Annotated in this window: 19 protein-coding genes, 1 pseudogene and 2 riboswitches; of the genes and pseudogenes, 3 read left to right on the top strand and 17 right to left on the bottom strand. The window is 60.2% G+C overall.

Translation table 11 applies throughout. The annotated features are described in order from the left end of the window. Nucleotides 1-33: 33 nt before the first annotated feature. The 12 genes and pseudogenes from RCH91_RS01925 to RCH91_RS01870 form a co-directional block, all read right to left on the bottom strand. On the bottom strand, nucleotides 34-1,209 hold the full coding sequence (locus RCH91_RS01925; protein WP_306532833.1) for a thiolase family protein: 1,176 nt from the start codon (nucleotides 1,207-1,209) through the stop codon (nucleotides 34-36). Nucleotides 1,210-1,490: 281 nt separating this feature from the next. Further along, nucleotides 1,491-2,666: a SpoIIE family protein phosphatase gene (locus RCH91_RS01920; protein WP_306532831.1), complete on the bottom strand. Its 1,176-nt coding sequence runs from the start codon at nucleotides 2,664-2,666 to the stop codon at nucleotides 1,491-1,493. Continuing rightward, nucleotides 2,663-4,423: a [Fe-Fe] hydrogenase large subunit C-terminal domain-containing protein gene (locus RCH91_RS01915; RefSeq protein ID WP_373694357.1), complete on the bottom strand. Its 1,761-nt coding sequence runs from the start codon at nucleotides 4,421-4,423 to the stop codon at nucleotides 2,663-2,665. The genes RCH91_RS01920 and RCH91_RS01915 overlap by 4 nt, the downstream gene beginning before the upstream one ends. A 37-nt stretch (nucleotides 4,424-4,460) precedes the next feature. Then, nucleotides 4,461-4,679 (bottom strand): annotated as a pseudogene (locus RCH91_RS21395) ((2Fe-2S) ferredoxin domain-containing protein); the annotation flags it as partial. A gap of 11 nt (nucleotides 4,680-4,690) precedes the next feature. After that, nucleotides 4,691-5,932, bottom strand: coding sequence for a [FeFe] hydrogenase H-cluster maturation GTPase HydF (gene hydF, locus RCH91_RS01905; RefSeq protein WP_306532829.1), 1,242 nt, complete (start codon nucleotides 5,930-5,932; stop codon nucleotides 4,691-4,693). A 25-nt stretch (nucleotides 5,933-5,957) separates the two neighbouring features. Further along, nucleotides 5,958-7,382: a [FeFe] hydrogenase H-cluster radical SAM maturase HydG gene (gene hydG / locus RCH91_RS01900; RefSeq protein WP_306532828.1), complete on the bottom strand. Its 1,425-nt coding sequence runs from the start codon at nucleotides 7,380-7,382 to the stop codon at nucleotides 5,958-5,960. A gap of 13 nt (nucleotides 7,383-7,395) precedes the next feature. Further along, entirely contained in the window at nucleotides 7,396-8,454 is a 1,059-nt protein-coding gene (gene hydE, locus RCH91_RS01895; protein WP_306532827.1) for a [FeFe] hydrogenase H-cluster radical SAM maturase HydE, read from the bottom strand. Nucleotides 8,455-8,471: 17 nt separating this feature from the next. Then, nucleotides 8,472-10,229, bottom strand: coding sequence for an NADH-dependent [FeFe] hydrogenase, group A6 (locus RCH91_RS01890; protein WP_306532826.1), 1,758 nt, complete (start codon nucleotides 10,227-10,229; stop codon nucleotides 8,472-8,474). A 14-nt stretch (nucleotides 10,230-10,243) separates the two neighbouring features. Beyond that, nucleotides 10,244-12,124: an NADH-quinone oxidoreductase subunit NuoF gene (locus RCH91_RS01885; protein WP_306532825.1), complete on the bottom strand. Its 1,881-nt coding sequence runs from the start codon at nucleotides 12,122-12,124 to the stop codon at nucleotides 10,244-10,246. Between the two features lies 1 nt (nucleotide 12,125). Further along, the gene (locus RCH91_RS01880) at nucleotides 12,126-12,662 is read right to left on the bottom strand and encodes an NAD(P)H-dependent oxidoreductase subunit E (protein ID WP_306532824.1); all 537 of its coding nucleotides are present in this window, start codon (nucleotides 12,660-12,662) and stop codon (nucleotides 12,126-12,128) included. Nucleotides 12,663-12,724: 62 nt separating this feature from the next. Further along, nucleotides 12,725-12,801, bottom strand: a riboswitch (cyclic di-GMP riboswitch). 144 nt (nucleotides 12,802-12,945) lie between these two features. Then, a riboswitch (cyclic di-GMP riboswitch) is annotated at nucleotides 12,946-13,022 on the bottom strand. Between the two features lie 207 nt (nucleotides 13,023-13,229). Next, a complete protein-coding gene (locus RCH91_RS01875; RefSeq protein WP_306532823.1) occupies nucleotides 13,230-13,658 on the bottom strand; it encodes a MaoC family dehydratase in 429 nt (142 codons plus the stop codon). Between the two features lie 483 nt (nucleotides 13,659-14,141). Beyond that, nucleotides 14,142-14,669, bottom strand: a complete 528-nt coding sequence (locus tag RCH91_RS01870) for a hypothetical protein (RefSeq protein WP_306532822.1) — start codon at nucleotides 14,667-14,669, stop codon at nucleotides 14,142-14,144. A gap of 223 nt (nucleotides 14,670-14,892) precedes the next feature. Here RCH91_RS01870 and RCH91_RS01865 point away from each other — a divergent pair, with 223 nt between their 5' ends. The 3 genes from RCH91_RS01865 to phaC all read left to right on the top strand — a co-directional run bounded on the left by RCH91_RS01865 (nucleotide 14,893) and on the right by phaC (nucleotide 18,255). Beyond that, on the top strand, nucleotides 14,893-15,522 hold the full coding sequence (locus RCH91_RS01865) for a helix-turn-helix transcriptional regulator (protein ID WP_306532821.1): 630 nt from the start codon (nucleotides 14,893-14,895) through the stop codon (nucleotides 15,520-15,522). 304 nt (nucleotides 15,523-15,826) lie between these two features. Next, nucleotides 15,827-17,128, top strand: coding sequence for a poly(R)-hydroxyalkanoic acid synthase subunit PhaE (locus tag RCH91_RS01860; RefSeq protein WP_306532820.1), 1,302 nt, complete (start codon nucleotides 15,827-15,829; stop codon nucleotides 17,126-17,128). Between the two features lie 11 nt (nucleotides 17,129-17,139). Continuing rightward, complete coding sequence (phaC, locus tag RCH91_RS01855) at nucleotides 17,140-18,255, top strand: class III poly(R)-hydroxyalkanoic acid synthase subunit PhaC (protein WP_306532819.1); 1,116 nt, start codon at nucleotides 17,140-17,142, stop codon at nucleotides 18,253-18,255. Nucleotides 18,256-18,339: 84 nt separating this feature from the next. Here phaC and RCH91_RS01850 read toward each other — a convergent pair whose 3' ends face one another. From RCH91_RS01850 to RCH91_RS01830, 5 genes are all read right to left on the bottom strand, one after another. Next, nucleotides 18,340-19,509, bottom strand: coding sequence for a Xaa-Pro peptidase family protein (locus RCH91_RS01850; protein ID WP_306532818.1), 1,170 nt, complete (start codon nucleotides 19,507-19,509; stop codon nucleotides 18,340-18,342). 38 nt (nucleotides 19,510-19,547) lie between these two features. Continuing rightward, the gene (locus tag RCH91_RS01845) at nucleotides 19,548-20,591 is read right to left on the bottom strand and encodes an acyl-CoA thioesterase (RefSeq protein ID WP_306532817.1); all 1,044 of its coding nucleotides are present in this window, start codon (nucleotides 20,589-20,591) and stop codon (nucleotides 19,548-19,550) included. Nucleotides 20,592-20,678: 87 nt separating this feature from the next. After that, nucleotides 20,679-23,927: a fused isobutyryl-CoA mutase/GTPase IcmF gene (gene icmF, locus RCH91_RS01840; RefSeq protein WP_306532816.1), complete on the bottom strand. Its 3,249-nt coding sequence runs from the start codon at nucleotides 23,925-23,927 to the stop codon at nucleotides 20,679-20,681. Nucleotides 23,928-24,082: 155 nt separating this feature from the next. Then, complete coding sequence (locus RCH91_RS01835) at nucleotides 24,083-24,652, bottom strand: DUF6125 family protein (protein WP_306532815.1); 570 nt, start codon at nucleotides 24,650-24,652, stop codon at nucleotides 24,083-24,085. Nucleotides 24,653-24,733: 81 nt separating this feature from the next. Continuing rightward, a complete protein-coding gene (locus RCH91_RS01830) occupies nucleotides 24,734-26,713 on the bottom strand; it encodes a cation acetate symporter (RefSeq protein ID WP_306532814.1) in 1,980 nt (659 codons plus the stop codon). Between the last annotated feature and the right edge of the window lie 2 nt (nucleotides 26,714-26,715).

Below are 26,715 nucleotides of genomic sequence, written 5' to 3'. Positions count from 1 at the left end.
CGTTGCTCCGTTGCTCCGTGTTTCAAATTGTTTTCAAACCCTTTCGAAGATGACCGCCACCGCCTCGCCGCCGCCGATGCAGAGGGTGGCGAGGCCATAGCGCTTCTGCCGCCGATGGAGCTCCCGGATGACCGTGGCCGCCAGTCGTGCCCCGCTGGCGCCGATGGGGTGGCCGATGGCGCAGGCGCCGCCGTTGACGTTGACCTTGTCCAGGGGGAGGCCGAGACCCTTGATGGCCAGGAGGGCCACGGAGGCGAAGGCCTCGTTGATCTCGAAGAGGTCGATATCGGAAACGGTCAGCCCGGCCTTGGCGCAGACCTTCTCGATGGCGCCGATGGGGGCCTCGGGGAAGTTGTCGGGATGGCGGCTTTCGGTGGCCGAGGCGACAATCCTGGCCTTGGGTGTGAGGTTATGCTTCTTCAGGCCGTTGGCATCGGTCAAGAGGGCCAGGGCCGCGCCGTCGTTGATTGTGGAGGCGTTGCCGGCGGTGATGGTGCCGTCCTTCTTGAAAACGGCCCGCAGCGACGCCAGTTTGCTCGGGTCACCCTTGAAGGGCTCCTCGTCCGTGGAGAGGGTTTCGTCACCCTTTTTACCCTTCTTCACCACCGGCACGATCTCGTCGGCGAACACTCCGCCGTTCACCGCCGCCTGGGCCAGTTCGTAAGAGCGCCGGGCGAATTCGTCCTGCTCCTCGCGGGTCAGACTGCCCCGCTCCGCGCTCGCCTCGCCGATTTCTCCCATGTGGCGGCCCGTGTAGGGGTCCTGGAGACCGTCGTAAATCATCAGGTCCAGCAGTTCGCCGTGCCCCATGCGGTAGCCGGCCCGGGCCTTTTTGAGGATGTAGGGGGCAAGGGACATGTTCTCCATCCCTCCGGCGATTACGATTTGGGACTCGCCGAGGCGGATGCTGTCGGCGCCGAGCATGATCGCCTTCAGGCCGCTGCCGCATACTTTGTTGATGGTCAGGGCGTGGGATGAGTCGGGTATTCCCGCCCCTCGCATGGCCTGCCGGGCCGGGGCCTGACCACAGCCGCCGGAGAGGACCTGGCCGACGATGACTTCATCCACCGTTTCGGGGGAGAGCCCGGACTTGGCCAGCAGCTCCTTCATGACCGTTGCGGCCAGTCTGGGCGCATCCACGTCGGACAGCATGCCGGAAAAAGAGCCAAACGGTGTTCTCAGGGCATCAACCACGAATATTTCTTTCATCGAAGCCTCCCGATAGTTTGAGTCACTGTTGTAAATTATATAGCGGAACTTTACGTGCATGTCAAGCAATTGTAGAACACGTTTATAAACCAAGATAATAATGTTGTGCGTGTCCATAACTATATACACAATTCAATGATGTTAGGGCAGCGCACGTGGTGCGGGCTCTTGCTGATAAACTGTTTGTATGATGGGAAAGCTTACGTCAAGGTAAAATATTACGGAGGGATGGTGTTGACGGCGTTTGTGGGTGCGGGGATGCCGTTCCCGCGTCTTTCATGTCAGATGTACCGGATGCGGACATCCTTGAGATGCGTCTCCTCAAGAACTTTTGAGATGCGCTTGATAATGGAGCGGCGGATTTCCAGGTCGACCGGGTGGGTCGGATCCTGATGCGCTTCGTTGATCCTGGTGCCGACCACGAAGTCGATGGTGTCGCTCTTCCTCAGCAGGTCGAGAAGGTGCGCGGCAGCGTCGCTTCTGGCTGGCGGCAGCTGCTGTTCGAGCAGGTGGGCGACCCTCGTGAGGGTGAGAATCCCCTCGGTCACCAGGTCAACCCCGTCCATGCGCGCGGAGGGGGGGACCTCCATGGCGCAGGTTTCGAGGTCGGTGGTGATTTCCCGGCCCAGCTCCCGGGCGACGATCTCTGCCGTTGTCCCTCCGCAAATGGCCTTGCGGCCGTTAAAGGAATCGAGGATGTGCGCGAACTCGCCGTCGCGCTCCCTGGCAAAGGGGGGGCCCGAAAGCACCAGCAGGGGACGTGGTCTGCGAAAGGAGAAGACTGCGGCGGTCATGTCGTCCTGGGCTCGCCCCCCGGGCTCCTGGCGAAGCGCCTCGTTGAGAATCCGCTGCGCCAGGGAGCCGGCCGACAGGGAAGGGTTACGCTGCACCTGATCCGCAATGAACCTCTGGCACCCGTCCCGGCGCCAGCCGCCTTTCAGGGGCTCCGTCCCGAGGCCTGCCTGGGTGATTCCGTCGGTGAGGATCACGAGGCGGTCCCCGGGACAGGCCTCCAGTGTGGAGATGCGCATGACCCGGTCCTGCCGGCTCCGTGAAGCAATGGTCCTGGACTCCACCTCCGCCGCCTCCCCGTTGCGGATCAGGACAAACGGAGGATTGTCCATCTCGATGATGCGGATTCCGGTCTTTTGCCGGTTGTCGACAATGGTGAAGGTCGCGTACCCGATCCTGCGCACCTGGCAGGTCGGAAGCGCATCCATGATGGTTTCCGCCGACCGGATGATCTCGCAGTCGCTGGCAACCAGCCGCAGGGCCATGGACGCGGTCATGGTCGAGAGGATGCTTGCCTTCACCCCCTTTCCCAGGCCATCGGAGAGTACCGATAGTATGCGCCCCTGTTCCGGGATTTTCTGCGACCTGAAGGTGTCCCCGCACAGGGACTCCCCATGCATCCGGCGTTGCCGGCATTCGATTTCGACAACCAGCTCCGCTGTCATGGCTTCCCTGACGCTGGGGACCCTGGTTCTGCCTCCCCGCCGTGCGTGCGCCCATCCCCGATGTGGCCGTCGACAAGGGACCGCAGGAGGATTTCCGTGTCCGCCATGTTTTCGCCGAGACGGCAGGCGACCTCCTGGACCATATCCAGGTTCTTCCGGATGACTTCCTGGGCGAGCTGGGCGATCTGGACCCGCGGCATCTCGGAGCTGGTGACGTCCAGCACGAAGCCGCCGATGAGCCGATGGGGCTCGATGGAAAAGATGGCGACAGAGAATATGCGCCCCGCCAGGCGCAGTGTTTCCCGATGGATGTCCTGGCCGGTGTCCAGCACCGTCTGGAAAGATCCGGCAAAGGGAACCAGGCGTTCGAGCCTCGCCCCCGCCAGGCCCGGCCATGCCTGGTAAACGGACAGGGTGTCTTCGTCGAACATCCGGGCGAGGGTCTCATTGCACTCCATCACCGTCAGGTCGGCATCAACGATCACCACCCCGGCCGGCATGCACCGCAGCAGCGCATCAATTTTCTTCCCGGTCTGGGTACGGAGCCAGATCGGGCACATGGACGGCTCCGCACGCCCTTCGTGGAGAGCCCGGGCCAGATCCCGGCAGGTTTCGTAGCCGCAGCCGCCGCAGTTCAGCTCATCCTCCGCCAGTTCGATCCCGATCCGCCGCAAGGCGGCACGCTGATGTCCTTCTTCGTACTGCGGCACCGCAAGAGGGGCTTCCGGGCCGTATTCTCCTATCTCCAGCGGCACCGTGCCCATGGCGGTGACAGGGGAGGGGGTGGCGCGCCCCAGCACTTTCAGCCGTTCGAGGAGCCAGGGCTTCCGCGAGCTCCGGCAGGGACCGTTCACACACCCCCCCGGGCAGGCCAGGAGTTCCAGCATTACCGGTGCCGTCAGTTCCTCGCTCCTAAGACCGGAGAGGATTCGGATTATCTCGGCTATGCCGGCAGCGGTCAGAAAGCGAACACCATCTACCGTGCCGCGCGAGCGGATGGCATTGCTCATTTCCCCTTCCAGTGCGAAAAGGGCTCCTCCAGGGGCCGCTTCGGGGATAAAGCGGTCTTGGGGCCCTGGAACATGTTGTGCGGGATCGAGGTCGCACTCCTCCAGCCAGCGCCGCAGATCCTTGAACGTCAAGGCCAGGTCCAGGAGTTCGGGATGCAGGTCCGCTTCCCGCTTCGTGGCCACGCAGGGGCCGATGAAGACGATGCCGACCGCCTCGCCCCATGCCTGTCGCAGCATCCTGCAGTGGGCCAGAACCGGGGAGAGAAGGGGCACGATGTCATCCGCCAGGGTCGGCAGATACTTCCGCACGTACGCCACGGCGGCAGGGCAGGCGGAAGAGAGGGTCAGGCTGGAGGTGCCGCGGCCCAATCGGTCCGCAACCCGCGCCGAAACCTCCTGGGCGCCGAGCGCGGTTTCACTCACCCCGGCAAATCCGAGGGACCTGATTGCCGAAATCAGGTTTGCCGCGTCGACCCCTGCAAATTCACTGACATAGGAAGGCGCCAGGGAGACATAAACTCTCTCCTTGTGCTGCAAGAGGTTCCTGGCCCGCCCCAGGTCGTCGCGGACCCGCGTGGCCATGGCCGGGCAGAGGTTAACGCAATGGCCGCAGGCGACACAGAGCTCAGGGATGACAGCAGCCCGCCCCCCCCTGAAGCCGATCGCCTTGACCGGACAGTGGCGAAGGCACGTGCGGCATCCCCTGCATTCTCTCTCTTCCGTATAAACCGGGTAATGATGCTCCATGCGCCCCTTCCTTGCGGTTTCCCAGGTACTGATTCAGCAGGTCGATCAGCATCCCCCGGTCAACCCCGACGAAGAGCCGGTCGTCGATCCGGATGGCCGGCCCTTTGGTGCACTGCCCTTCGCAGCGGCATCCCGCCACGTTGACCCGCGCTGCCATTCCCCGGCGGTCGAGATAGGCGTTGAGCACCGCAAGGTTTTCGCGGTTGCCGCGGCTGAAGCAGGAACTTCCCATGCAGATGGTTATGGTTGCTTTCATGATGGACCTCCTCAGGCTGCCGCGTGCCGACTATGCTGGCGGCAGGCCTCCAGGGCATCCGGAAACGGTCCGAGCGCCCGCGGCAGTATCCCCAGGGAGAACGCGATCGTCAGCCCGTAGTTGCTGATCGGCACTCCGGCCTGCTGGCAGCGGACGATGCGCGAGAGCACTTCCCGCCGGTTCCCCATGCAGGCGCCGCACTGCACCACGAGCCGGTACGGGCTCAGGTCGTCGGGGAAATCGTGTCCCTGGACGTGGGTGAACTCCAGCCGGCCCCCCACATAATCCCGGAGCCAGCGGGGGATTTTCTCCCGGCCGATGTCCTCCTCGATCGGGTGGTGGGTACAGGACTCGCAGATCAAGACGTGATCCCCGGGCTGGAGCCGGTCGATTGCCATGGTCCCCCGGACCAGTTGGTTCAGATCTCCCTTGGTGCGGGCGAAGAGAATGGAAAAGGAGGTGAGCGGCACGCTGTCCGGGGTCTCGGCGGCCACCTCTAGGAAGGCTTGGGAATCGGTGACGACCAGCGCCGGCGGGCTCTTGAGGCGGGCGAGGGCATCGCGCAGCTCCCGCTCCTTGACCACCATGCAGTAGGCGTCGCTGTCAAGGATGTCGCGGATCGTCTGCACCTGGGGAAGGATGAGCCGCCCCTTGGGGGCCTCCTTGTCGATGGGTACCACCAGAACCACCAGTTCGCCGGGAGGGACCAGATCGCCGACGATGGGCGGGGCCTTGATGAACTCATCGGGAACCGCCCGGACAAGGGCCTCGCGAAGATCGGCGAGCCCCTCTCCCCCCGTGGCCCAGGTGCAGACCCACGGAAGCTTCAACCCCTTGAGCCGGTCGAGAAGAGCGGCTTCGGGACGGGCCGCATCGCTTTTGTTGAACACCACGATGACGGGTACCTTGCGGCTGCGCAGCTCTTCGAGGATGGTCTCCTCGAACGCCCCCCACTCGCCGGCGGCAGTGACGATGAGGCCGATGTCGGTGCGGTCGAACACCTGCCGGGTGCGCCGGATCCGCATCTCGCCCAGGGCGCCGACGTCGTCGATGCCGGCCGTGTCGATGAAGAGGACCGGCCCGATGGGCTGCAACTCCATGGCCTTGTCGACCGGGTCGGTGGTGGTGCCGGCAACATCGGAGACGATGGAGACGGCCTGGCGGGTCAGGGCGTTGAGGAGCGACGACTTGCCGACGTTGCGGCGGCCGAACAGGCCTATATGTAAACGAAATCCTTTGGGTGCAGTCTGCATTGGATGTTCCTTTCTTCGTTCTTCCCTAAAAATAGCTGTCCCGGCTCTTCTTCTCCCGAATGTCGGCAAGCCGGCCGCATATGGCTTTCTTGAAATCACTATCCTCCAGCTTCCCCAGTTCCTGGGCCACGAGCGCTTCACCCACTGTGCGCGTCCCGGGCGAGGCGTAGTCCTCCAGATATTCCTGCAGGGTCAGCAGGGCGTTGGGGGTGCAGAACTCCTTGATGAATCCGGGGATGCTGAATTCCATGAAATGCTCGCCAGTGCGGCCGCTGCGGTAGCAGGAGGTGCAGAAGCTGGGGAGATAACCGTCCTCCATCAGTTCGGCCATGACTTCGTCAAGGGAGCGTATGTCCCCCAGGCAGAACTGTTCCCGCTCCATGACCTGGGCATCCCCGACCTCGGTGTAGCCCCCCAGCTCGATGCGGCTGCCGGCGTCGATCTGGGACACCCCGAAAGCCATCAGCGCCCGGCGTACTTCCGGGTTTTCCCGGGCCGTCAGGATGAGCCCGGCATAGGGGACAGCCAGGCGCAGGATCGCGATGATCCTCTTGAAGTCGAAATCATCGACCAGGTGCCGCGGGTCCACTTCCACTCCGTGGGCCGGCCGCAGTCGGGGAAAGCTTATGGTGTGGGGCCCCACCCCGTAGTGGTGCTGAAGATGGAGGGCATGGCTCACCAGCCCCAGCACCTCGAAGCGCCAGTCGTAGAGCCCGAAGAGGACGCCGAGCCCCACATCGTCGAGGCCGGCCTCAAAGGCCCGGCTCAGACCGTGGAGGCGGTAGAGATAGTCCCCCTTGCGCGTGTTGGCGGGATGAACCTGGGCATAGGTGCGGTGATGGTAGGTTTCCTGGAAGATCTGGTAGGTGCCGATTCCCGCCTCTTTGATGGTGGCGTATTCCCCGTGGTCAAGGGGAGCGGCGTTGATGTTGACCCGCCTGATCTCGCCGTGGCCGGACCTGGTCGCGTACACGGCGCGGACGGTGTCGGCGATGAAGTCGGGGCTGTAACGACGGTCTTCGCCGAACACTAGGATGAGCCGCTTGTGCCCCTTGTTTTCCAGGGCGACAACCTGCTCGCGGACCTCGTGGGGCGTCAGGGTGCGGCGCTGCATCTCTTTATTGGAGCGCTTGAACGAACAGTAGGAGCAGTCGTTGACGCAGTTGTTGCCGATGTAGAGGGGGGCGAACAGGACGATCCGGTTGCCGTACACCTGCTGCTTGAGCTGGCGGGCGGCCGCGAAGATCTCCTCGACCAGTTCCGGCTGTTCGGTCATGACCAGGGCGGCGGTTTCTTCAACGGTCAGCGGCTCCTTGGCCAGGCTCTTGGCGATGATTTCCCGGATGCGGACGGCATCGGGACGCTGTCTGAGGAGCATCCCCAGCAGATGGTCGTCATTTATGAAATCGTAGTCCTTTGAAGATAGTTTCTTTGCTGTCATTCCACGCATGGTTGCACCTCGTTTATTCGGGTTGGACGGTCCTGCTCCGATTCGGCGAATCTCCCCGGCCGCTGCCGACGGATCTCCCGATGGAGCGGATCCGCCCGGTCATGCAGCCCCGGCATTGGTCGGCGGTTTCGTCGATGCAGGCCTTTGCCGGATAGATCTCGTACATGGCACGATACTCTTGGGGGGTCAGGTTCGGCATGACGACGTTTCCGCCGCGCATCAGCCCGAGCTCCCTCCCCTGGGCCAGGTTCAGGGTGGCCAGGGCAGAGGTGGCGGGAATGTTCGCCCGGGGAGAGACCAGCCGGGCCAGGGCCATGACCCGGTACGTCATGGCCTCGCTGTTGGGAACCTGCTCCCCGGCCAGGGGGGCGTGCGTGCCCCCCATCCGCCCGAGGGGGGTAGCAGGGTGGGGGATGAAGGGGCCGACGCCGATCATGTCGAGATCGAGGATCTGGAAGATCTCGATATCCCAGGCCAGGTCGTCATAGGTTTGGCCGGGGATGCCGATCATGATGCCGCTGCCGATCTCATAGCCGAGCTCCTTCAAGGTGTGGAAGAGGGCGAACCGGTCGGAGCGCCTCCCCGCCAGGGGGGGGTGGATGGCGTCGTAGAGGGCCCGGTTGGAGGTTTCGAAACGGAGAAGGTAGCGGTCCGCCCCTGCCTCCCGCCAGGCCGCGAACTCATCCTCACTGCGCTCACCCAGGCTCAGGGTGACGGCCAGGGGGGTCTCCCCCTTGATGCGCCGGATCAGCTCCGCCATCCAGTCGCGCTCGATGCCGTAGTCCTCGCCCGCCTGCAGAACCACCGTGCCGTAGCCGAAGGCCACGGCCTGACGGGCGCAGTTCATGATCTCCTCTTCAGCCATCCGGTAGCGCGCGACCCCGGTGTTTTCCACCCGAAGCCCGCAGTAGCGGCAGCTTCTCACGCAGAAGTTGGATATCTCCATCAGGCCCCGCAGATGCACCTCATCGCCCACGTTACGGCGGCGCACCTCGTCGGCCCGGAGCCACAACTCCTCAAGCCTCGCTTCATCTGCGGTTTTCAGCCACTGGCAGATCTCATCCCTTGTCATGGTTTTTCCTCCATGTCCTACAGCCCCGGCCTCACCTGATAGTGGGTATGGAGCAGTTCATGGGCCTTCTCGCCCAGGGGCTTGCCGAGAAATGTACGGTACAGCTCCTGAACATGGGGATTCTCGTGGGACTTGCGCAACGGCTTGCCGCGGTCATCGCGGTATAGGGCCTCTGTCCTCTTTTCCAGGAGCTCCTCGCAGCCATGGTGATAGGGTTGTCCACCGCCGCCGACGCAGCCGCCGGGACAGGACATGACCTCGATGGCGTGGAACTCCTCCTCGCCGGAACGGATTCTTTCCATGAGTTTTCGGGCGTTGCCGAGCTTATGGACGATTCCCAGCTTCAGGGCCAGATCGCCGACCTGGACCGTGGCGCGCCTGACCCCTTCGTCGCCGCGCAGCTCCTGGAAGTCGATCGTGGAAAGTTCGTGGCCTGTCGCCACTTCGTAGGCGGTCCTTACCGCTGCCTCGAGCACCCCGCCGGTGGCCCCGAAGATGGTGGCGGCGCCGGTGGATTCCCCCAGTGGTTGATCGAAGTCTTCGTCGGGAAGGGAGGCGAAGTCGATGTTGGCCCCCTGTATCATTCGCGCCAGTTCCCGGGTGGAGAGGACGTAATCCACGTCGGGGTTGCCTCCGACGGTGAACTCGGGACGTGCCGCCTCGAACTTCTTGGCCAGGCACGGCATGATGGAGACAACCACCATCTTCTCCCGGGGGATGCCGATGGTGTCGGCAAAGTAGCTCTTGGCGACGGATCCGAACATCTGCTGGGGGGACTTGGCCGTGGAGGGGAGATCGAGCAGGTCGGGGAACTGGTGCTCGAAGAACTTGACCCAGGCCGGGCAGCAGGAGGTCAGAATCGGCAGCTTGGCCGTTTCATCCCCCGCCAGGTGCCTGTTCAGGCGATCGAGCAGTTCGGATCCCTCTTCCATGATGGTGAGGTCGGCGGCGAAATTGGTGTCGAAGACATGGTCGAAGCCCAGTTCTCGGAGAGCCGAGACCATCTTCCCCGTCACCAGGGTGCCCGGTTCGATTCCGAGGGATTCGCCGAGGGCAGCCCTTACGGCCGGCGCAGTCTGAACCACCACCACCTTTTCACGATCGGCCAGGGCACCGATGACCTCCGCGGTCTGGTCATTCTCCATCAGCGCCCCCACCGGGCAGACCGCGACACACTGGCCGCAGTTGGTGCAGACGGTTTCGTCGAGGGGCAGGTCATAGGGCGGGGCGACCACGGAACCGAAGCCCCGGTTGACCCCCGCCAGAACCCCGCATTCCTGCACCACGTTGCACATGGTGTCGCAGCGCCTGCACATGACGCACTTGTCCATGTCCCGCACGATGGCCGGAGTGTCATCCTTGCGGTAGGTGGACATGGCCCCCTGGAAACGGACTTCGCGCAGGCCGAACTTCTCGGCCAGTTCCTGCAGTTCACAGTCGCCGGACTTGGCGCAGACCAGGCAGTCCCGGGGATGGTCGGACAGGAGGAGCTCCAGCACCGCCTTTCTGGCACCGAGGACCCTCGGGGAACGGGACTTCACCACCATCCCCTCCGCAACCGGGGTTGCGCAGGCCGGGGCGAGGTTTCTGCGCCCCTCCACCTCAACCACGCAGAGCCGGCACGATGCCGGTTGGTTCTTCACGTCCATTCTGTGCAGATCCAGGTGGCAGAGGGTCGGAATGCCGATACCGACTCCCTGGGCCGCCTCAAGGATGGTGGTTCCCGGGGAGACGGCAGTTTCTTTGCAGTCTATTGTTATGGTCACTGTAGTCATGGTCGTGGAACCTCCTAGGCGCTCGCGATTGCGGCAAACTTGCATTTTTCGACGCAGACCCCGCACTTGGTGCACATGTCGGCGTCAATGCGGAAAAGGCTCTTGGGCGTTCCGGAGATGGCCCCGGCCGGACAGGCGCGGGCGCAGAGCGAGCAGCCGATGCATCTGTCCGCGGCTATGGAGTACCGCCGCAGGGCTGTGCAGGCTCCGGCCGGGCAGCGCCCTTCCATCACGTGGGCCAGGTATTCGTCCTCGAAATATTCCAGGGTGCTCAGCACCGGGTTCGGTGCTGTCTGCCCCAATCCGCACAGTGCCGTGTCCTTGATGGCCGCGGCCAGGGTGCGCAGGGTCGCGATGTCCTCGGGGGTACCCTTTCCCTGGGTGATCTTCTCCAGGATTTCGTGCATGCGCTTTGAGCCGATGCGACAGGACGTGCACTTGCCGCAGGACTCGTCCATGGTGAATTCCAGATAGAACTTGGCCAGATTGACCATGCAGTCGTCTTCGCTGAGGACGATCATCCCCCCTGACCCCATCATGGAGCCGATGGCGGTCAGGGATTCGAAATCGATGGGGGTGTCGAGGTGGCGGGCCGGTATGCAGCCGCCGGAGGGGCCGCCGGTCTGCACCGCCTTGAACTGGCGGCCGTTCTTGATGCCGCCCCCAATGTCGTAGATGATTTCCCGCAGGCTGGTTCCCAGGGGGACCTCCACGAGACCCACATTGCTGATCTTGCCGGCCAGGGAGAACACCTTGGTCCCCTTGGACTTTTCGGTGCCGATGCTCCGGTACCACTCGGCCCCCCGCAGAACGATGGGAGCGATGTTTGCCAGGGTCTCCACGTTGTTGACGTTGCTCGGCTTCCCCCAGTACCCCTTTTCGGCGGGAAACGGCGGCTTGGTGGTCGGTTCGCCCCGCTTCCCCTCCATGGAGCGGATCAGGGCTGTCTCCTCGCCGCAGACAAAGGCGCCGGCTCCGAGCTTAATCTCGATGTCGAAGGAGAAGCCGCTTCCCAGAATATTGTCTCCGAGGAGTCCGCAGTGCCTGGCCTGGTCGAGGGCCATCTCCAGGCGCTGGATGGCCAGGGGATACTCGGCGCGGATGTAGACGAGCCCCTTGCTGGCGCCGATGGCGTAGCCGCCGATGGCCATGGCCTCGATCACCGAATGGGGGTCACCCTCCATGATTGCCCGGTCCATGAAGGCTCCCGGGTCTCCCTCGTCGGCGTTGCAGATGAGGTACTTCTGGTCAGCCTCCTGGGCCCGGGCAATGTCCCACTTGACGCCGGTGGGGAAGCCGCCGCCCCCCCGGCCCCGCAGCCCCGATTCCTTGATCAGGAGGCAGACCTCCTCGGGGCTCATGGCGGTCAGGACCGTGCCGAGAGCCTGGTAGCCCTGGTTGGCCAGATACTCCGCGATGGACTCGGGATTGATGAGTCCGCAGTTGCGCAGGGCGATGCGCATCTGCTTCCCGTAGAAGGAGATGTCGCTCTGCCGGTGAACGCGGGCATTCACGCTTGGTTCCTCGAACAGCAGCCGCTCGACAGGGGAGCCGTCGAGCACATGGCGCTCGACGATCTCCCGGGCGTCCTCCGCCCGGACCTCCACGTAGAAGACGTTATCCGGGTGTACCTTGACAATGGGTCCCTTTTCGCAGAACCCGAAGCATCCGGTGATCTGAGCGCGGACCTCCCCGTCGAGGCCATGTTCCCCGAGAATGGCATTGAGGTTCTCCACCAGCCGTTCGCTCTCCGATGCCTGGCAGCCGGTGCCGCCGCAGACGAGGATGTCGCGCATCCGCGGGTCGACGCTCTCTTCCGCGAAGCGCAGCGAAAGGAGCGGTTCAAGCTCTTCGTGCCGTATCTTCAGTTCCTGGAATGATCCTATCCTCTCCATGTCAGTTAACCTCTCTGTTCTTGTATTCGGTCAGGATCTCCCGCAGCTGGCTGGCTGTGGTGACCTTTCCGTACACCTTCTCGCCGACCATGACCACTGGCGCAAGCCCGCAGGCCCCGACGCAGCGAAGGGCATCCACGGAAAAAAGGCCATCCGCCGATACCTCTCCCACCTTGACCCCCAGTTCCTTCTGGAGGTTCTCCAGGACATCTCCGGCCCCCTTGACGAAACAGGCGGTTCCCATGCAGACCGAGATGGGATGCTTCCCCTTGGGCTCCATGGTGAAATACGAATAGAAACTGACCACGCCGTACACCGAGGCCCGCGACTCCCCCATGCGCTGGGCAACGAACTCCTGAACCTCACGCGGCAGATAGCCAAAGAGACTCTGGGCCTTGTGGAGCACGCTCACCAGGTGCCCCTCCTTCCGGGGCAGCCTGCTGATGAAGCTGTCGAGCTCGCCGCAGAGGTGGGCCGGCAATCCCGTGGCGCCTCCCGTGCAGCAGTGTTCCCTATTCTGAGATTGAATGACGTGCATGATATTAGTTCTCCTTTCCTTGAACAAAAAAAGCCGGGTCGCCGAATATCGTTCTGTGATATTTCGGCGACCCGGCTGTCTCGGTGAGACCCTGTAGGCTTTCCGTCCCACCCTCGCAGATGGTTTAGTATTATCGATATCGGCGTCGTCTCGATGACGAAGCGCTTCTGTTTTGTGTTGGGGCCCGTTACCCCGTCCCTTTGCCACCGTCCGTGGTGGCTTGCTCCTTCATGGGCATCCCGGAAACGAAAAAAGCCGGGTCGCCGAATATCTGGATGGATAGTTCGGCGACCCGGCTGTCTCGGTGAGACCCTGTAGGCTTTCCGTCCCACCCTCGCGGGTGGTTTAGTATTATCGTGTATCTCCGTGGAAGAATATGTGTCGTGTTGGGTGAAGGCTTCTACCATATGCTCCGAAGAGCATCAAGATAAAATTTGTAAGGTATTGATTCGTAGGCACTTAATTCAGGCAGTCGGCAATTCTATGCATTTTGTGTCGATTCTAGAGCGTTTTCTTGTCTGACAGCCCGCGAATGACCGTGAGGAGAACCGTGCTCCCCGTCCAATTCTATTCTTTTGGTGGTTTGGGCGGACTGACGACCGCCTCTCCGTCCAGAACCAGCGTCCCGTCCTGATTCGTGCAGGTTGTTCTTGCTATCATCCTGTTCTTTTCCTTGATTATTTCAATCACTTCCACTCTGGCCGTGATTGTGTCCCCCATGCAGACCGGCGCCAGAAATTTCAAACTCTGTTGAACGTAAATCGTTCCCGGACCGGGCAACTGGTTCCCCAGGATAGCCGAAATGTAGCCGGCAGTGAGCATGCCATGGGCAATGCGTGTTTTAAAAAAAGTCTTCTGTGCGTAGACTTCGTTTGTGTGTGCGGGATTCAAATCTCCTGTAATTCCGGCATACATGTAGATGTCGGATTCGGATACGGTCCTGGCAACTTCTGCTGCGTCTCCAACCTTAATTTCGTTGATTGTTTTTCCAATCATGCAAACGCCTTTCCTTATTTGTTAGAATATGCTGTCCGACAATTCTTCGGACAGGTACAAGCGTACAATCGTTGAGTAAAACGAGTTAGTCGAGTATAGAGCACTTTCTGGGAAAATCCAGTGAGGCACAACGTTTTGAGGGAGATAGAGCACAAGATGCCCCAAAGGGCCTGCTTGAGGATTTACCGAGCCAACGCCCATTCTCCCAGGGAAAGCCGGGATATATCCTCAAGAGCCGCTCAATCAATGAGAAGGATGTCTCGGAATCTGGTGCTGAAGGCTTGGCTGGGTTGGGGGGGAAACACTGCTGAACAGACGGGAGTTTCTTGCGAGCCTTTGCAATTGGGCTCTTAGCATGGCGGCCTGCTGTATCGGGCGGATAAAGAAAGCCCCCTGTTTGCTCAGGCCGCAATCGACCGCGATGGTCGATTGTGGCATTGGTTGCTGAGGCAGGGGGCCTGTCTTGACATATGGAACAAAGAGTTACTTGGCGGCTTTCGGCTCGGCAGTCGGGACAACAACGGAAACGTCAGCCATGATCTTCTTCGCCAATTCGAAATTTTTGTTCACGCAGCTCTGAAAGGTTTCGAAACCGCTATTGACGGAATCGTTCCAGAAGTCAACGATTGATTTCGCTTCCTTAGGAAGCTGCTTGGTGGCCTTTTCGACCAATACCTTTGTCTCATTCCTGATTTCGACGGCTTGGCTAAAAGCGTCTTTGCAGAAGGCTTCCATCGCCTCCAGGTTCTTCACTGGCGCATCCTTGGCCGTCCAATCGAGTTCCAGACCGCTTTCCGCATGCTTCTTCAGGCTGGCCAGACCCTTTTGGCCTTGCTTGAAGTAAATGCTGACGGCTTTTTTCCCTTCCTCGGGAACGGAGGGAATTGTTCCCAGAAGGGTGTCAGTGGCTACTGCGGCCTGACCGGAGAAAGCGCTCAGTGCATCGAAGCTCATTTTGATCACGTTTTTGTTGAAGGCCAAGATTTCTTTGTTGAAATTCTGTGCTTCCATTTTTTGTCTCCTTTTCTGGCTGGTTGTTTTGACTACATCTTAATTTGTCTAAACAAAACTTAAACAGGAATTAAATAATAGTCAAGGGGCAATTTGAAGAAATGTTTAAACATTGCTTTTTGGCGTGAATAAATATACAGTACGCCCAGTCTTGGCAGCTCGTAAAGGCGCCCCAGAGCAGATTTCCGTACACTATAATCACAAAGAAAGCGATTACTTGAATATGATCACCAAAGAACAGAAAGACCTCTTCCGAAAAGCGGTTGGCAAGATCCTTGAGAAACGTCGGCTGGAAAAGGGGATGAACCGCAAGGAGCTTGGCGTTGCATTGGGCTACGAAGGCAACAGCGCGGTACAGGTGGTGGCTCGTTTCGAGTCGGGCCGCGCCGGCGTTCCGAAGGCGAAGATCGAGAAGTTGCTGGAGATTCTGGAGATCACGAACAAAGATTTTGGCCTTGTCGGTTCCAAGTCGTTGAAGAATTTCATCGCCGCCAGCGGCTTTTTCAGTTCCCCGGTGGCGCCTTGGAGCAACGCCATGGTTGATTTCATGGAGGCCACCGAGGCCAGCTTAATGAAACAGGCACTCGCAGAGGAAGACAGCACAGATGAGCAGCCAACAGATTCCCAGGCCGACATGTACCAGGATGTCATCCGCATCATGAGACTTTATCGGGTGCAGAAAATGGAGGCACACCTAACCCTTTTTGAGCGGTTGGATCTGCTGGACAGCCTAAGCGAAGGAGATGAGGACAGACTTGCTGAAATGCTTGTGACCCTGAAAATTAACCCGGTTGAGGCTTATAGGGAGATCGAGGAGCACTTGATGGAGCGGTTGAAAGGGGCGAAGAAGTAAGCCTGCCTTTCGGCTCTTCGGAGGATGTAATTCCCCGTCCTTGTCTCACCATTCCGTTTCGACGTCGCTACTATCCACGACAAGAGCCGTGCACCCCTGCCATTTCACCCCCACCCGCGAAGCCTTCCCCAAAACTGCACCACCGACTGAACGTTGTTTAACCCTTGTTTTGTTTTTCCCACTTTTTGCTTGCTTAAAACAATAGTGACACCTATAATTGTTTAAATTTTGTTTATCAACCTGTCTGACCAGTGTGGATATGGTATTCAGAGACAGTCAAGATGCGATTAGAGGGGACACATACATGCAGGATTTTTTTGAACAGCAGACAGATTGGCTCAAGAAGTGGCAAGAGAGTCAGGAAAAGTTGACGAAACAGTATGCCGTGTGGAGCGAGGAGTGGACGGAAAATATGCTCGGCAACAAGAAAAACGAGCCCGATTTTTTCGAAGGCTGGTTCAAGTCCCAAAGCGATTTACAGGAACAGTTCAGAGAATTCAGCCAGCGCCTTAACGAACTGATCGCTAACGTTTGGAGTGACAAGATCCCCCCTGATGTGATGAAGTTTATGAACATCTCCTTCTTCGAGGAGTTCTACAAGAACTGGCTTTCCAACCTCGAGTTGCCGGGAGGCATAAAGAATCCCCTGGGCATGGATGGCGGTTGGCAGCAAGCAGCCAGCTTTCTTCGTTCTTTCCTGGAAAAAGATAACCCCTTTTTCTCCTCTTTCAGCAACACCAAATTTACCGACCAAATGAGCCGGGTCTTCGGGATACTGCAAGGCGCTTTGGGGCAAGAAGAAAGCGCTTTCAGCACTATTTTGACCGGTTGTCAGGATATATTCAGCAATTTGTTCGAATCCACCACGGCCCAAGGCGCAGAGAAGCTGGCCGAAGGTTTCGAGACGTGGGCGAAAGAGATGGAAAAGTATTTTTCGGCTCCGAAACTGGGGATCAACAGAGAACTGGTCCATGACATGTCCCAGGCATTGGTGATGTCACAGAATTACATTCAAACGTACATCAAAATGGCGCGGCTTGTTGAAGCAACCTCACGCAAGTCGGGAATCCGCTTTCAGACCAAATTGAGCGAATTGGCCCTCAAAAACAAACCGGTGAATAAGTTCTCCGACTTTTGTGCGCTTTGGGCGGTTGAACACGAAACCGTCTTTCTTGAGGTTATGGGGAGCGAGGAGTTTGCCAAACTTCAGGGGGATTTTGTCAACGCCGGGCATCAGCTGAAGATCCAGTGGAATAAGCTGGCAGAAAAGGCGCTGGAGCCGACCCCGATTGCCCTCAAGCGGGACCTTGACCTGGTGATTGCAGAGATACATCAACTGAAACGAGATATGAGAATCGTCCAGCGCGAGTTGAAAGAAAAGGGAAAAGAGGTGCGGGTGGCGCGCGAGGCGCAAGCCGCAGCGGAAGAAGAAGCGAAAAAAGCAATAACCGCCGCGAAAGCCGCCGAAGCTGCTGCACGAGATGAGGCAAAAGAAGCAAAGGCTGCCGTGAAAACTGCCGAGTTCGCGAAACAGGCGAAAGCCGCTAACAAAACCGCCAAAGCCGCAACCGGGGCTACCACCAAGACCAAGGCCAAGAACGTTTAGGAGAAGTTACGATGTTTACTTTCCCGGATAAAATCAAGGAATCTCTGGAAGATTTCAACACGTTCGCCGCGAACCTTAAAAAGGGGGTGGAGAACCTGGCATCGATCGATGAAATCATGGTTGGTCACTCTGATCACCATGAAAGCTGCGGAAGCTGCCGAAAGTGCCTCAGAGGCTGTACAGAAAAGGAATTGGTGTATAAGGATGGCAAGCGCAAACTGTACCGCTACAAGCAGCGTGCGAAAAAGGTTTGCCATGTGCCCATGCTGATTGTGTATGCACTGGTCAACCGTTACACCATGCTCGACCTCCAGCCCAATCGCTCCATGATTCGCAACCTGCTCGATCTTGGCCAGGATGTGTACCTGATCGACTGGGGGTACACCGACCGCATGGATCGTTTCATGACCATGGAGGATTACATCGACGGGTTTATCAATGACTGTGTTGATTTCATCCGCGCGCAGCATCAGCTTGATGCAATTAACCTGTTGGGGGTTTGCCAGGGGGGGACCTTTTCCGCGATTTATGCCGCGCTCTACCCGGAAAAAGTAAAAACTTTCATTCCAATTGTAACGCCCATCGACTTTGACACCAAAGATGGCCTGCTGAACGTATGGGCCACCTCGTTCGACGCCGATCTGATGGTGGATTCCTACGGCAACGTTCCCGGTGAATTGATGAACAGTGCGTATATGCTTCTTCAGCCCTTCACTCTCAGCGTACACAAGTACATTAACATGGTGCAGATTATGGAGGACGCTAACAAATTGGCCGACTTCCTGCGCATGGAAACCTGGATTTTCGACAGCCCCGACCAACCTGGCGAGACGCTGCGCCGCTTTATCAAAGATTTTTATCAAGGCAACAAACTGGTGAAAGGGGAGTTTACGCTGGGCGGGCGCACGGTGGACCTGAAAAACATCACCATGCCGGTGCTCAACATTTATGCCGAGCTCGATACGCTGGTCCCGCCCGTCTCCGCCAAGGCGCTGGAGAAGCACGTCGGCAGCAAGGATGTACAGGAGTTGACCTACCCCGTAGGACACATCGGCATGTTCGTTTCCGGCAAGACGCAGAAAACGCTGGCGCCGAAAATAGCCGAGTGGATCAGCGAAAGAATGTGAGTCTACTGCTGACCGTTCACACAATAAAAACCTGCGAGGCTTAAGAACCTCGCAGGTTTGACAGGCCTCTTTGGCAAGCCCTTCCTAAAGAAAGACGATATCGTCTTTCAGCTTCGTTATCCGCACACCACCGTTATCACTGACCGCAAAGTCATTCTCAATTCCGATCACCCCCAGACCGGGGAAGACGAATTTCGGCTCTATTGCTATGACCTGTCCGGCCTGCAGCGGCACTTTGAACCCCTGTGCGATGGCCGGAAACTCGTCCAGTTCCAGGCCAACACCGTGCCCGACGAACTTGGCGTTCTCCCCGGGCGCCCCCATGAAGTTTTTTGCAAGTCCTGCTTTTTCAGCCCTTTCCAGCGCGCCGGCGAATAGCTCTTCGCAGATGCAGCCAGGTATCAGGTTTTCCGCTACGTATCCCTGAATCTCCAAGGCCGTATCAAAGGCGTGCTGCATCTCCTGCCCGAGTGATCCGAAGACGAAAACCCTGGTCATGTCCACGATATAGCCGTTAAAGATGCCGGTGTAGTCCATCACGATCGGCACGTTACGCTCGATCACTTCAGCTGATGATCCAAGAGGAGAGGCGGCTGAGAGGCCGCGTCCGGTGACCGGCCCATCGAAGAAACCTGGCTGCGCGGCATGCATGCCGGATACGGCAAGCCCCTGAAACAGTTCCAGGTTGAAGGCCCGCATCCGGACATACCCTTCGCTTCCCGCCTTGCGTAGCCTGCACTCGAATTCGGCAGCCAGGTCAATCTCCCTCATCCCCGGTTTCAGGAACTGGGGAATCTGGGCAAATACCTCGCAGAGCCGGTCGCCGCTGGCATGCATCTGCTCTAGTTCCCAAGGGGATTTCACCGACCGCAGTTCACGGTTTATCGCCGAGATGTCGACAAACTCACGCCCCGGCAGGAGCTTGACATAGTAGTTGTATTGCTGCACCGGTGCCACATCGAAGGTGAAACCGACTTTCTTGACATCTTCGCCGAACAGGGCGGGGAATTCCTTGCTGGACGGGAAGGGGAGGATCTCATCGATGGGGCTTTCCTCTCGTGCCCGAATCAGGCTTTTACGCACGAAGAGCACCGGCCTCCCTTCAGCTGGCACCCACAAGGTAGCGGTCTGTCTGGTGCCGGTGAAGTAGTAGACATCGATGGGGTAGATGATCAGCGCGCCGTCGATCCCTTTGGCGCGCAGTTCCGTTTGCAGGCGGATGATCCGCTGTTCCGATTCCATTTTTGTCAGCATCGGTGATTCTCCCGTTCAGGTAGAGTTGGCGAAGAAATTCAGATCATCCGGTAGTGGCCGGCGAGGGCCTGGTAGCTCCGGTACGCCTCCAGATAGCGGGAATCTTCCCGGTAGGTGGCCGGGTAGATAGGGGGGACCGGGCGATGATTCAGTTCCCGGTCCACATTGACAAAGGTGAAGAGGCACGAGTTGGAGAGAGCATGGGCGGCGCGGTCGCGGCTGATCCGCTCGATGCTCGCCTCGACGCAGACAAAGCTCTCGTTGGTATAAACCACCCGGCTGGTGAAGTGGAGCTTGTCCCCAAGTCGCACCGGGTGGAAGAAGTTGATCCGGTTCACCGCCGCGACGATGGAGCGGTCCGGCGCCACCAGCTCGGAGCAGATGGCCGACAGCTCATAGGCCCGACGGATCAGGTAGCCGCCGAAGATCCGTTGGGGGACGTACTCCTGCTCCGGGTACATCCGTTCCCAGGCGTCGGCCACCAGCCGGCTTGCCCTGCAGCCGGCAAAACCGGGCTCCTCCTGGGCCCGGTGCAGCTGGTCAAGCATTTCGTATTCCTCCCGGCTGGGGGGCTCCCGGAGCGAAGCCTGCTGCCGGCGGTATTCATCCCGGCCGGCAATGGCCTTGGCGGCCCGCTCTTGTTCCAGATCGTCAAGGTACTCAAGGGGGGGGAGGGGGATGCTCTCGTCGGCCCCCTCGCCGCCACGGGCAACCATGGTGAAATAGCAGGAGGCGATATGGGTGACCGGGTCGCCGGCATGCTCCACCCGAATCCCCACTTCCAGGGAAGAACGGCCCACATGGTTGATCCGGGCGTGAAAGACGATGTCACGGGTAACGTCCACCACATGGCGCACCATGATATTGTCGATGGCCGCCGTAACGACCCGGGCTTCGGGATAGAAGCGCCGGACATAGGCAAGGGCCGTCTGTTCGGCGAGAATATCCAGCTCTTCCAGCAGGAGGCCGAAGCGGAAGTTGCCGGGTATATCCTCGTCGATCACCATGAAACGTCGACGAAGCTTCAGGTCGCTGCCCAGAGACAATGTCCGGTAGGATGAAGTTTCAATGGGGGTAGTCATTGGATGCCTCCAGTGTTTAATGAGTTTTGTGCCTCATCCAGTTTACCCCCCATTACTCAAACGTAAAGTAGAAACTTACCTTCCCAATCACATATTTCTCCGGTATTTGCCCCCCACTTCGTAGAGGGCATGGCTGATCTGCCCCAGGGACGCCACCTTGGCGGTCTCCATCAGTTCCGCAAAGATGTTGCCGCCGCTGATGGCAACATCCTGGAGCCGCTTCAGGGCCGCCGGCGCTTCATGCCGGTGCCGCTCCTGGAAAGCCCGCAGGTTGGCGATCTGCTGCTCCTTCTCCTCTTTGGTGGCCCGGGCCAGTTCCCCCGGAACCTGGTACCCCTCCTCACCGGCCCGGGGATTGAGGAAGCAGTTGACCCCGATGATGGGGAGCTCGCCGTTGTGCTTCTTGTGCTCGTAAAGCATTGATTCGTCCTGGATCTTGCTCCGTTGGTACTGGGTCTCCATGGCGCCCAATACGCCCCCCCGCTGGTCGATGCGCTCGAATTCGGCCATCACCGCCTCTTCAACCAGGTCAGTCAGTTCCTCGATGATAAACGACCCTTGGCAGGAGTTCTCGTTTTTCGCCAGGCCGAATTCGCGGGTGATGATCATCTGGATCGCCATGGCACGGCGCACCGACTCTTCGGTGGGGGTGGTGACCGCCTCGTCGTAGGCGTTGGTGTGGAGGGAATTGCAATTGTCGTAGATGGCCATGAGGGCCTGGAGCGTCGTGCGGATGTCGTTGAAATCCATCTCCTGGGCGTGGAGCGAGCGGCCGGAGGTCTGGATGTGGTACTTGAGCTTCTGGCTCCGGTCGTTGGCGCCGTATTTCTCCCGCATGACCACCGCCCAGATGCGCCGCGCCACACGGCCGATGACCGTGTATTCCGGGTCGAGGCCGTTCGAGAAGAAGTAGGAGAGGTTCGGGGCAAAATCGTCGATGTGCATGCCCCGGGAGAGGTAGTATTCCACGTAGGTGAAGCCGTTGGAGAGAGTGAAGGCCAGCTGGGAGATGGGGTTTGCCCCCGCCTCGGCGATGTGGTAGCCGCTGATGGAGACCGAGTAGTAGTTGCGCACCTTCTGCTCGATGAAATACTGCTGGATGTCCCCCATCATCCGGAGGGCGAACTCGGTGGAGAAGATGCAGGTATTCTGCCCCTGGTCCTCCTTGAGGATGTCTGCCTGCACCGTGCCCCGGACCGTTTGCAGGGTGCAGCTCCGGATTTCACCGTACTCGGCGTTGTTGGGCCCGCGGCCGTTCTTCTCCCGGAACTTCGCCACCTGCTGCTCGATGGCGGCGTTGAAGAAGAAGGCCAGTATCATGGGTGCCGGGCCGTTGATGGTGATGGAGACGCTGGTGTTGGGGGCGCAGAGGTCGAAGCCGGCGTAGAGCTTCTGCATGTCCTCCACGGTGCAGATGGAGACGCCGCTCTCGCCCACCTTGCCGTAGATGTCCGGCGGGTAGTCCGGGTCCTCGCCGTAGAGGGTGACGCTGTCGAAGGCCGTGGAGAGGCGCTTGGCGTCGTCGTCCTTGCAGAGGTAGTGGAACCGGCGGTTGGTCCGCTCCGGCGTTCCTTCGCCGGCAAACTGGCGCTTCGGGTCCTCCTCGGCCCGCTTGAAGGGGAAGACCCCGGCGGTGTAGGGGAAGAGTCCCGGTGCGTTCTCCAGCATGGACCAGCGAAGGATTTCCCCGAAGTCGGCATAGTCCGGCAGGCAGACCTTGGGGATGCGGGTGCCGGAGAGGGTGGTGGTGTAGAGGTCGCTGCGGATCTCCTTGTCCCGCACCCTGGTCACCAGCTGGTCCTGGCGGTAGGCCTCCTTGAGGCAGGGCCAGTCGGCGAGTATCTTCTTCGGCTCCTCGTGGAGCTTTTCCTCGTGCAGGGCGATCTGCTGGTCCAGTTCACCGGTGGCCGGCGACTGGCCCAGAACCTCCCTGGCCCCCTTCAGCTGAAACAGCCGCCGGGCAACCCCCACCTGCTCCTGTACCCGCTTGCGATAGCCCCGCACGGCGTGCACGATCTCGCCCAGGTAGTGAATCCGGTCCGGCGGGATGATGTACTGCTTGAGGCTCTCCTTCTCCGTGATGATCAGGTTCGACTGCAGTCCCGCCCCCGTTTTGGCGTTCAGGGTGTCGATCAGGGCACGGTAGAGGACGTTGGTGCCGGGGTCGTTGAACTGGGCGGCGATGGTGCCGAACACCGGCAACTCCTCATCGGCCGACTCGAACAGGTTGCGGTTGCGCCGGTACTGCTTGCGGACGTTGCGCAGGGCATCCTCGGCCCCTTTCCGCTCGAACTTGTTGAGGGCGATCAGATCGGCGAAATCCAGCATGTCGATCTTCTCCAGCTGGGTGGGTGCGCCGAACTCGCAGGTCATTACGTAGAGGGAGATGTCAGCGATGTCCACCACCCGGGCATCCCCCTGGCCGATGCCGCTGGTCTCCACGATGATGAGGTCGAAACCGGAGGCTTTCACCACATCGATGGCGTCTTTGATGGCCGCCGACAGCTCCGAATGGGATTCGCGGGTTGCCAGCGACCGCATGTAGACCTTGCTGGTGTTGATGGCGTTCATCCGAATCCGGTCCCCCAGGAGTGCCCCGCCGGTCCGCTGGCGGCTCGGGTCCACCGCCAGGATCGCCACGCTCCTGTCAGGGAAATCCCTCAAAAAACGGCGCACCAGCTCATCGGTGAGGGAGCTCTTGCCGGCGCCGCCGGTACCGGTGACCCCCACCACCGGCACGGGGCGGGTCATGGCTCGGATTTTTTCCCGCAGGAGCCCATAGCCGCCGGAGTGGTCGTGCACATCCTGCTCCGCCAGGGTGATGAGGGTGTTCACCGCCCGGATATCCTGGTGCTGCAGCTTGGCAATCTCATCGTCGATGTTTCGCTGGGGCGCAAAATCGCATTCCTGGAGCATCAGGTTCACCATCCCCTGGAGCCCCATGCGGCGGCCATCTTCGGGGGAGAATATCTTCGAGATACCGTAGTCCTCCAGATCCCGGATCTCGTCCGGGATGATCACCCCGCCGCCGCCGCCGAAGATCCGCACCTGCTCCGCCCCCCGCTCCCGCAGCTGGTCCTTGATGTACTTGAAGAACTCCAGGTGCCCCCCCTGGTAGCAGGAGACCGCGATTCCCTGGGCATCCTCCTGGATGGCGGCGGTGACGATCTCGTCCACGGAGCGGTTGTGCCCCAGGTGGATCACCTCGGCGCCGGACGCCTGCAAGATGCGGCGGATGATGTTGGTGGAGGCGTCGTGGCCGTCGAAGAGGCTCGTGGCGGTGACGAAACGGACCTTGTGGGTGGTTTTGAAGGGTGCTGCGGCAGCGGTATGCATAGCGTTTCTCCTCATTTGCAAAATGTACAGCCAGTTCAGAAACGAGGATTTTTTCGTCCTGGCAAGGCTGTCGAGAAATTGCGCGGAGGCGTAGCAGCGCTACGCCGCACAAGCGATTTCGATGACTTACGCCGCCAGGGCGGAAAAAGACCGTTTCACAGGGAGAACTCCCAGGCGCACCAGAAGGCTTCAGGGTGCCCGTCGGGAGGGCAGGCGATACAGGTTGTTTTGATGCGCGGGTCGACGGTCCTGGCAAATTCGGCGTACTCCACGAGACCGACGCTCTTGCAGGGGAAGTCGGCAAGCCCCTTGCGCCGCCGGGCCGACTGCACCCGGCAGTCGAGCATCCTGAAGACGACCCGGTTGTCGCTCTGCTCGATGACGTCCTGGAGGTTGAGGCGGGCGTAAAGCCGGTGCTTCAGGCATTCCACCAGGGCGGGGATGCCGCCGCCGGGCTGCATCCCGAGGCGCTCCATGATCCGCTTCGCCTCGATAACCGTGAAGGAGCGCCATGCATCGGTGTCCGCCTCGATAGCCACGTCGATCCCGTAACGTTTCTCCACCGCCTGGAACCAGAGGCCGTCGTGGGCGAGCCAGTTCTTGGCGTCATCGACGATAATCCGTACCAGTTCTTCCTTGCTCAGGCTGTTCAGGAGTTGAATCCCCTCGTCGCCTGCGCCGGTGGATGCCACGCTGTAGCGTTTGAAGTCGTTCTCTGTGCTCAAGGGAAGCCTCCTTACGTTTACGTGCAATGCCTATTATGGGTCAGAAAAACCCCCCGCGCCGAAGCACGGGGGGGGCTTGGCCTAGTGGTCCGAAGCCTTCGCGATGCCCAGGCCGGTAATCTGCCGAACTTCGATCTCGTCGAACATCTCCTCCGCGCGACGGTCCCTGAACAGGAATGTGCAGATAATAGCCGCCAGGAGGCCAAGGGGGAGGGAGACAATGGCCGGATTCTTCAGGGGGAAGAGCGGTGCCTTGAGGCCAACCATGGAGGTGCCACCGTCGTTTTTCTGGAGGTCTGTCCGGGCCTTGTCCAGCGCCTTGGCGTCCTTTTCAGCCAGGACAACCCCTTCAGCCTGCTTTGTCTCCAGGGTGGTGATTACCTTCTTGGCGTCATCGGCAATCTTCTGCGGATAGGTCATGACCGGCGAGATCATGACCAGCGACAAGGCCGACACGGTGCCGACCACCAGGGCGCCCACCACGCCGGCGGTGTTGAAGCGCTTCCAGAACAGCGACATCATAACCGCCGGGAAGTTGCCGGACGCGGCAACGGCAAAGGCCAGGGCCACCAGGGCGACGACGTTTTCCTTCTCGGCGGCCAGACCCATAATGATGGCGGCGATGCCGACGAACAGCGAGGTGATCCGGGCTACCCGCACCTGGGTCTGCTGGTCCGCCTTGCCATCCTTGAAGATGTTGACATAGACGTCGTGGGCGATGGCGGCCGACGCGGCAAGGACTAGGCCTGACACGACGGCCAGGATGGTGGCGAATGCCACGGCGCAGATAAAGGCAAGGAACAGATCGCCCCCCAGGGAGCCGGCTCCGCCACCCAGTTTCTGGGCCAGGAGCAGGGTCGCCATGTTGCCCCCCTTGTCCACGGAGCTGATGAGCTGCGGGGTCAGGTAGAGGGCCGCGCCGAAGCCGATGAGGTTGATGAGGAAGAAGAAGGTCGAGTTGATGAACAGGGCGACGACGATGGACTTGCGGGCCTCCTTGGCGTTGGGAACCGTGAAAAACCGCATCAGGATGTGGGGCAGGCCGGCGGCGCCCAGGGCCCAGGCAATGCCCAGGGAAATCTGGTCAAGGGGGTTCTTCAGGAAGAGGCCTGGCTCCAGGAACCGCTGGCCGTAGTCGAAGCCTTCCTTGGGAACGGCATCCTTCAGCACGTTCATCCGGACATGGTCCTGGATCATCTGACTCCCCACGATGTCTGAGAAGAAGTTGATGGGGTTCATGCCGGCCTTCACCATGACCAGTATGGCAAGGAGCACGGTTCCGGTCATCAGGAGCCCCGCCTTGATGATCTGCACCCAGGTGGTGGCCTTCATGCCGCCGAAGACCACGTAGCCCACCATCAGGACGCCGACGCCGATGACCGACACCCGGTAGGGGATATCGAGGAGAACCTGCATCAGTTTGCCCGCCCCGACCATCTGGGCGATGAGATAAAAGAGCGATACCGTCACTGTGGAGATGGCGGCGACGCCCCGAACCGTCTTGGGCGAGGCCCGGAAGGAGAGGATATCGCCGAGGGTGAACTTGCCCGCGTTGCGGCACGGTTCCGCCACCACCAGGAGGATGGCGATGAACGAGAACATGGGGCCCACCGCGTACATGAAGCCGTCAATTCCGTAGAGGGAGATGAGGCCCGACATGCCGAGGAATGAGGCGGCCGACATGTAGTCGCCGGCGATTGCCCAGCCGTTCTGGAGGCCGGTGATCCCGCCCCCCGCCGCGTAGAAATCGGAGGCTGACGTGGTCTGCTTGGCCGCCCAGATGACGACACAGAGGGTGACGGCAATGATGACCATGAACATGGAGATGGTGATGGCCCGGTTGGGTCTGACCTTTGTCGGTGTTGCGGGAGCCACCGCCTGTGCCGTCTGAGCCGATTGGCCTCCGGCCGGTTGAGAAGCGGTAGGGGGGCCGGTCTGCTGGGCAGCGGGTGCGGAGGCAACTGGTGAGGACGGGGCGGGAGACTTTGCAGGCTCGATGGCCAGGACGGCCGTAGCCAGGAACAGCGAAAGAATCAGTGCCGAAAGTGATTTTGCAAGCATAC

This window comes from Geobacter sp. (assembly GCF_030834625.1).
Classification (GTDB): Bacteria; Desulfobacterota; Desulfuromonadia; order Geobacterales; family Geobacteraceae; genus Geobacter.
This window is presented reverse-complemented; position numbering and strand designations above follow the sequence as displayed.

Coding starts and splice junctions, on each gene's coding strand:
- icmF (WP_306532816.1), bottom strand. CDS start 23,927: ATGCATACCGCTGCCGCAGCACCCTTCAAAACCACCCACAAGGTCCGT.
- RCH91_RS01885 (WP_306532825.1), bottom strand. CDS start 12,124: ATGGAGAGGATAGGATCATTCCAGGAACTGAAGATACGGCACGAAGAG.
- phaC (WP_306532819.1), top strand. CDS start 17,140: ATGTTTACTTTCCCGGATAAAATCAAGGAATCTCTGGAAGATTTCAAC.
- RCH91_RS01925 (WP_306532833.1), bottom strand. CDS start 1,209: ATGAAAGAAATATTCGTGGTTGATGCCCTGAGAACACCGTTTGGCTCT.
- RCH91_RS01875 (WP_306532823.1), bottom strand. CDS start 13,658: ATGATTGGAAAAACAATCAACGAAATTAAGGTTGGAGACGCAGCAGAA.
- RCH91_RS01880 (WP_306532824.1), bottom strand. CDS start 12,662: ATGCACGTCATTCAATCTCAGAATAGGGAACACTGCTGCACGGGAGGC.
- RCH91_RS01915 (WP_373694357.1), bottom strand. CDS start 4,423: ATGGAGCATCATTACCCGGTTTATACGGAAGAGAGAGAATGCAGGGGA.
- RCH91_RS01850 (WP_306532818.1), bottom strand. CDS start 19,509: ATGCTGACAAAAATGGAATCGGAACAGCGGATCATCCGCCTGCAAACG.
- RCH91_RS01845 (WP_306532817.1), bottom strand. CDS start 20,591: ATGACTACCCCCATTGAAACTTCATCCTACCGGACATTGTCTCTGGGC.
- hydG (WP_306532828.1), bottom strand. CDS start 7,382: ATGCGTGGAATGACAGCAAAGAAACTATCTTCAAAGGACTACGATTTC.
- RCH91_RS01890 (WP_306532826.1), bottom strand. CDS start 10,229: ATGACTACAGTGACCATAACAATAGACTGCAAAGAAACTGCCGTCTCC.
- RCH91_RS01860 (WP_306532820.1), top strand. CDS start 15,827: ATGCAGGATTTTTTTGAACAGCAGACAGATTGGCTCAAGAAGTGGCAA.
- RCH91_RS01865 (WP_306532821.1), top strand. CDS start 14,893: ATGATCACCAAAGAACAGAAAGACCTCTTCCGAAAAGCGGTTGGCAAG.
- RCH91_RS01870 (WP_306532822.1), bottom strand. CDS start 14,669: ATGGAAGCACAGAATTTCAACAAAGAAATCTTGGCCTTCAACAAAAAC.
- hydE (WP_306532827.1), bottom strand. CDS start 8,454: ATGACAAGGGATGAGATCTGCCAGTGGCTGAAAACCGCAGATGAAGCG.
- RCH91_RS01830 (WP_306532814.1), bottom strand. CDS start 26,713: ATGCTTGCAAAATCACTTTCGGCACTGATTCTTTCGCTGTTCCTGGCT.
- RCH91_RS01920 (WP_306532831.1), bottom strand. CDS start 2,666: ATGACAGCGGAGCTGGTTGTCGAAATCGAATGCCGGCAACGCCGGATG.
- hydF (WP_306532829.1), bottom strand. CDS start 5,932: ATGCAGACTGCACCCAAAGGATTTCGTTTACATATAGGCCTGTTCGGC.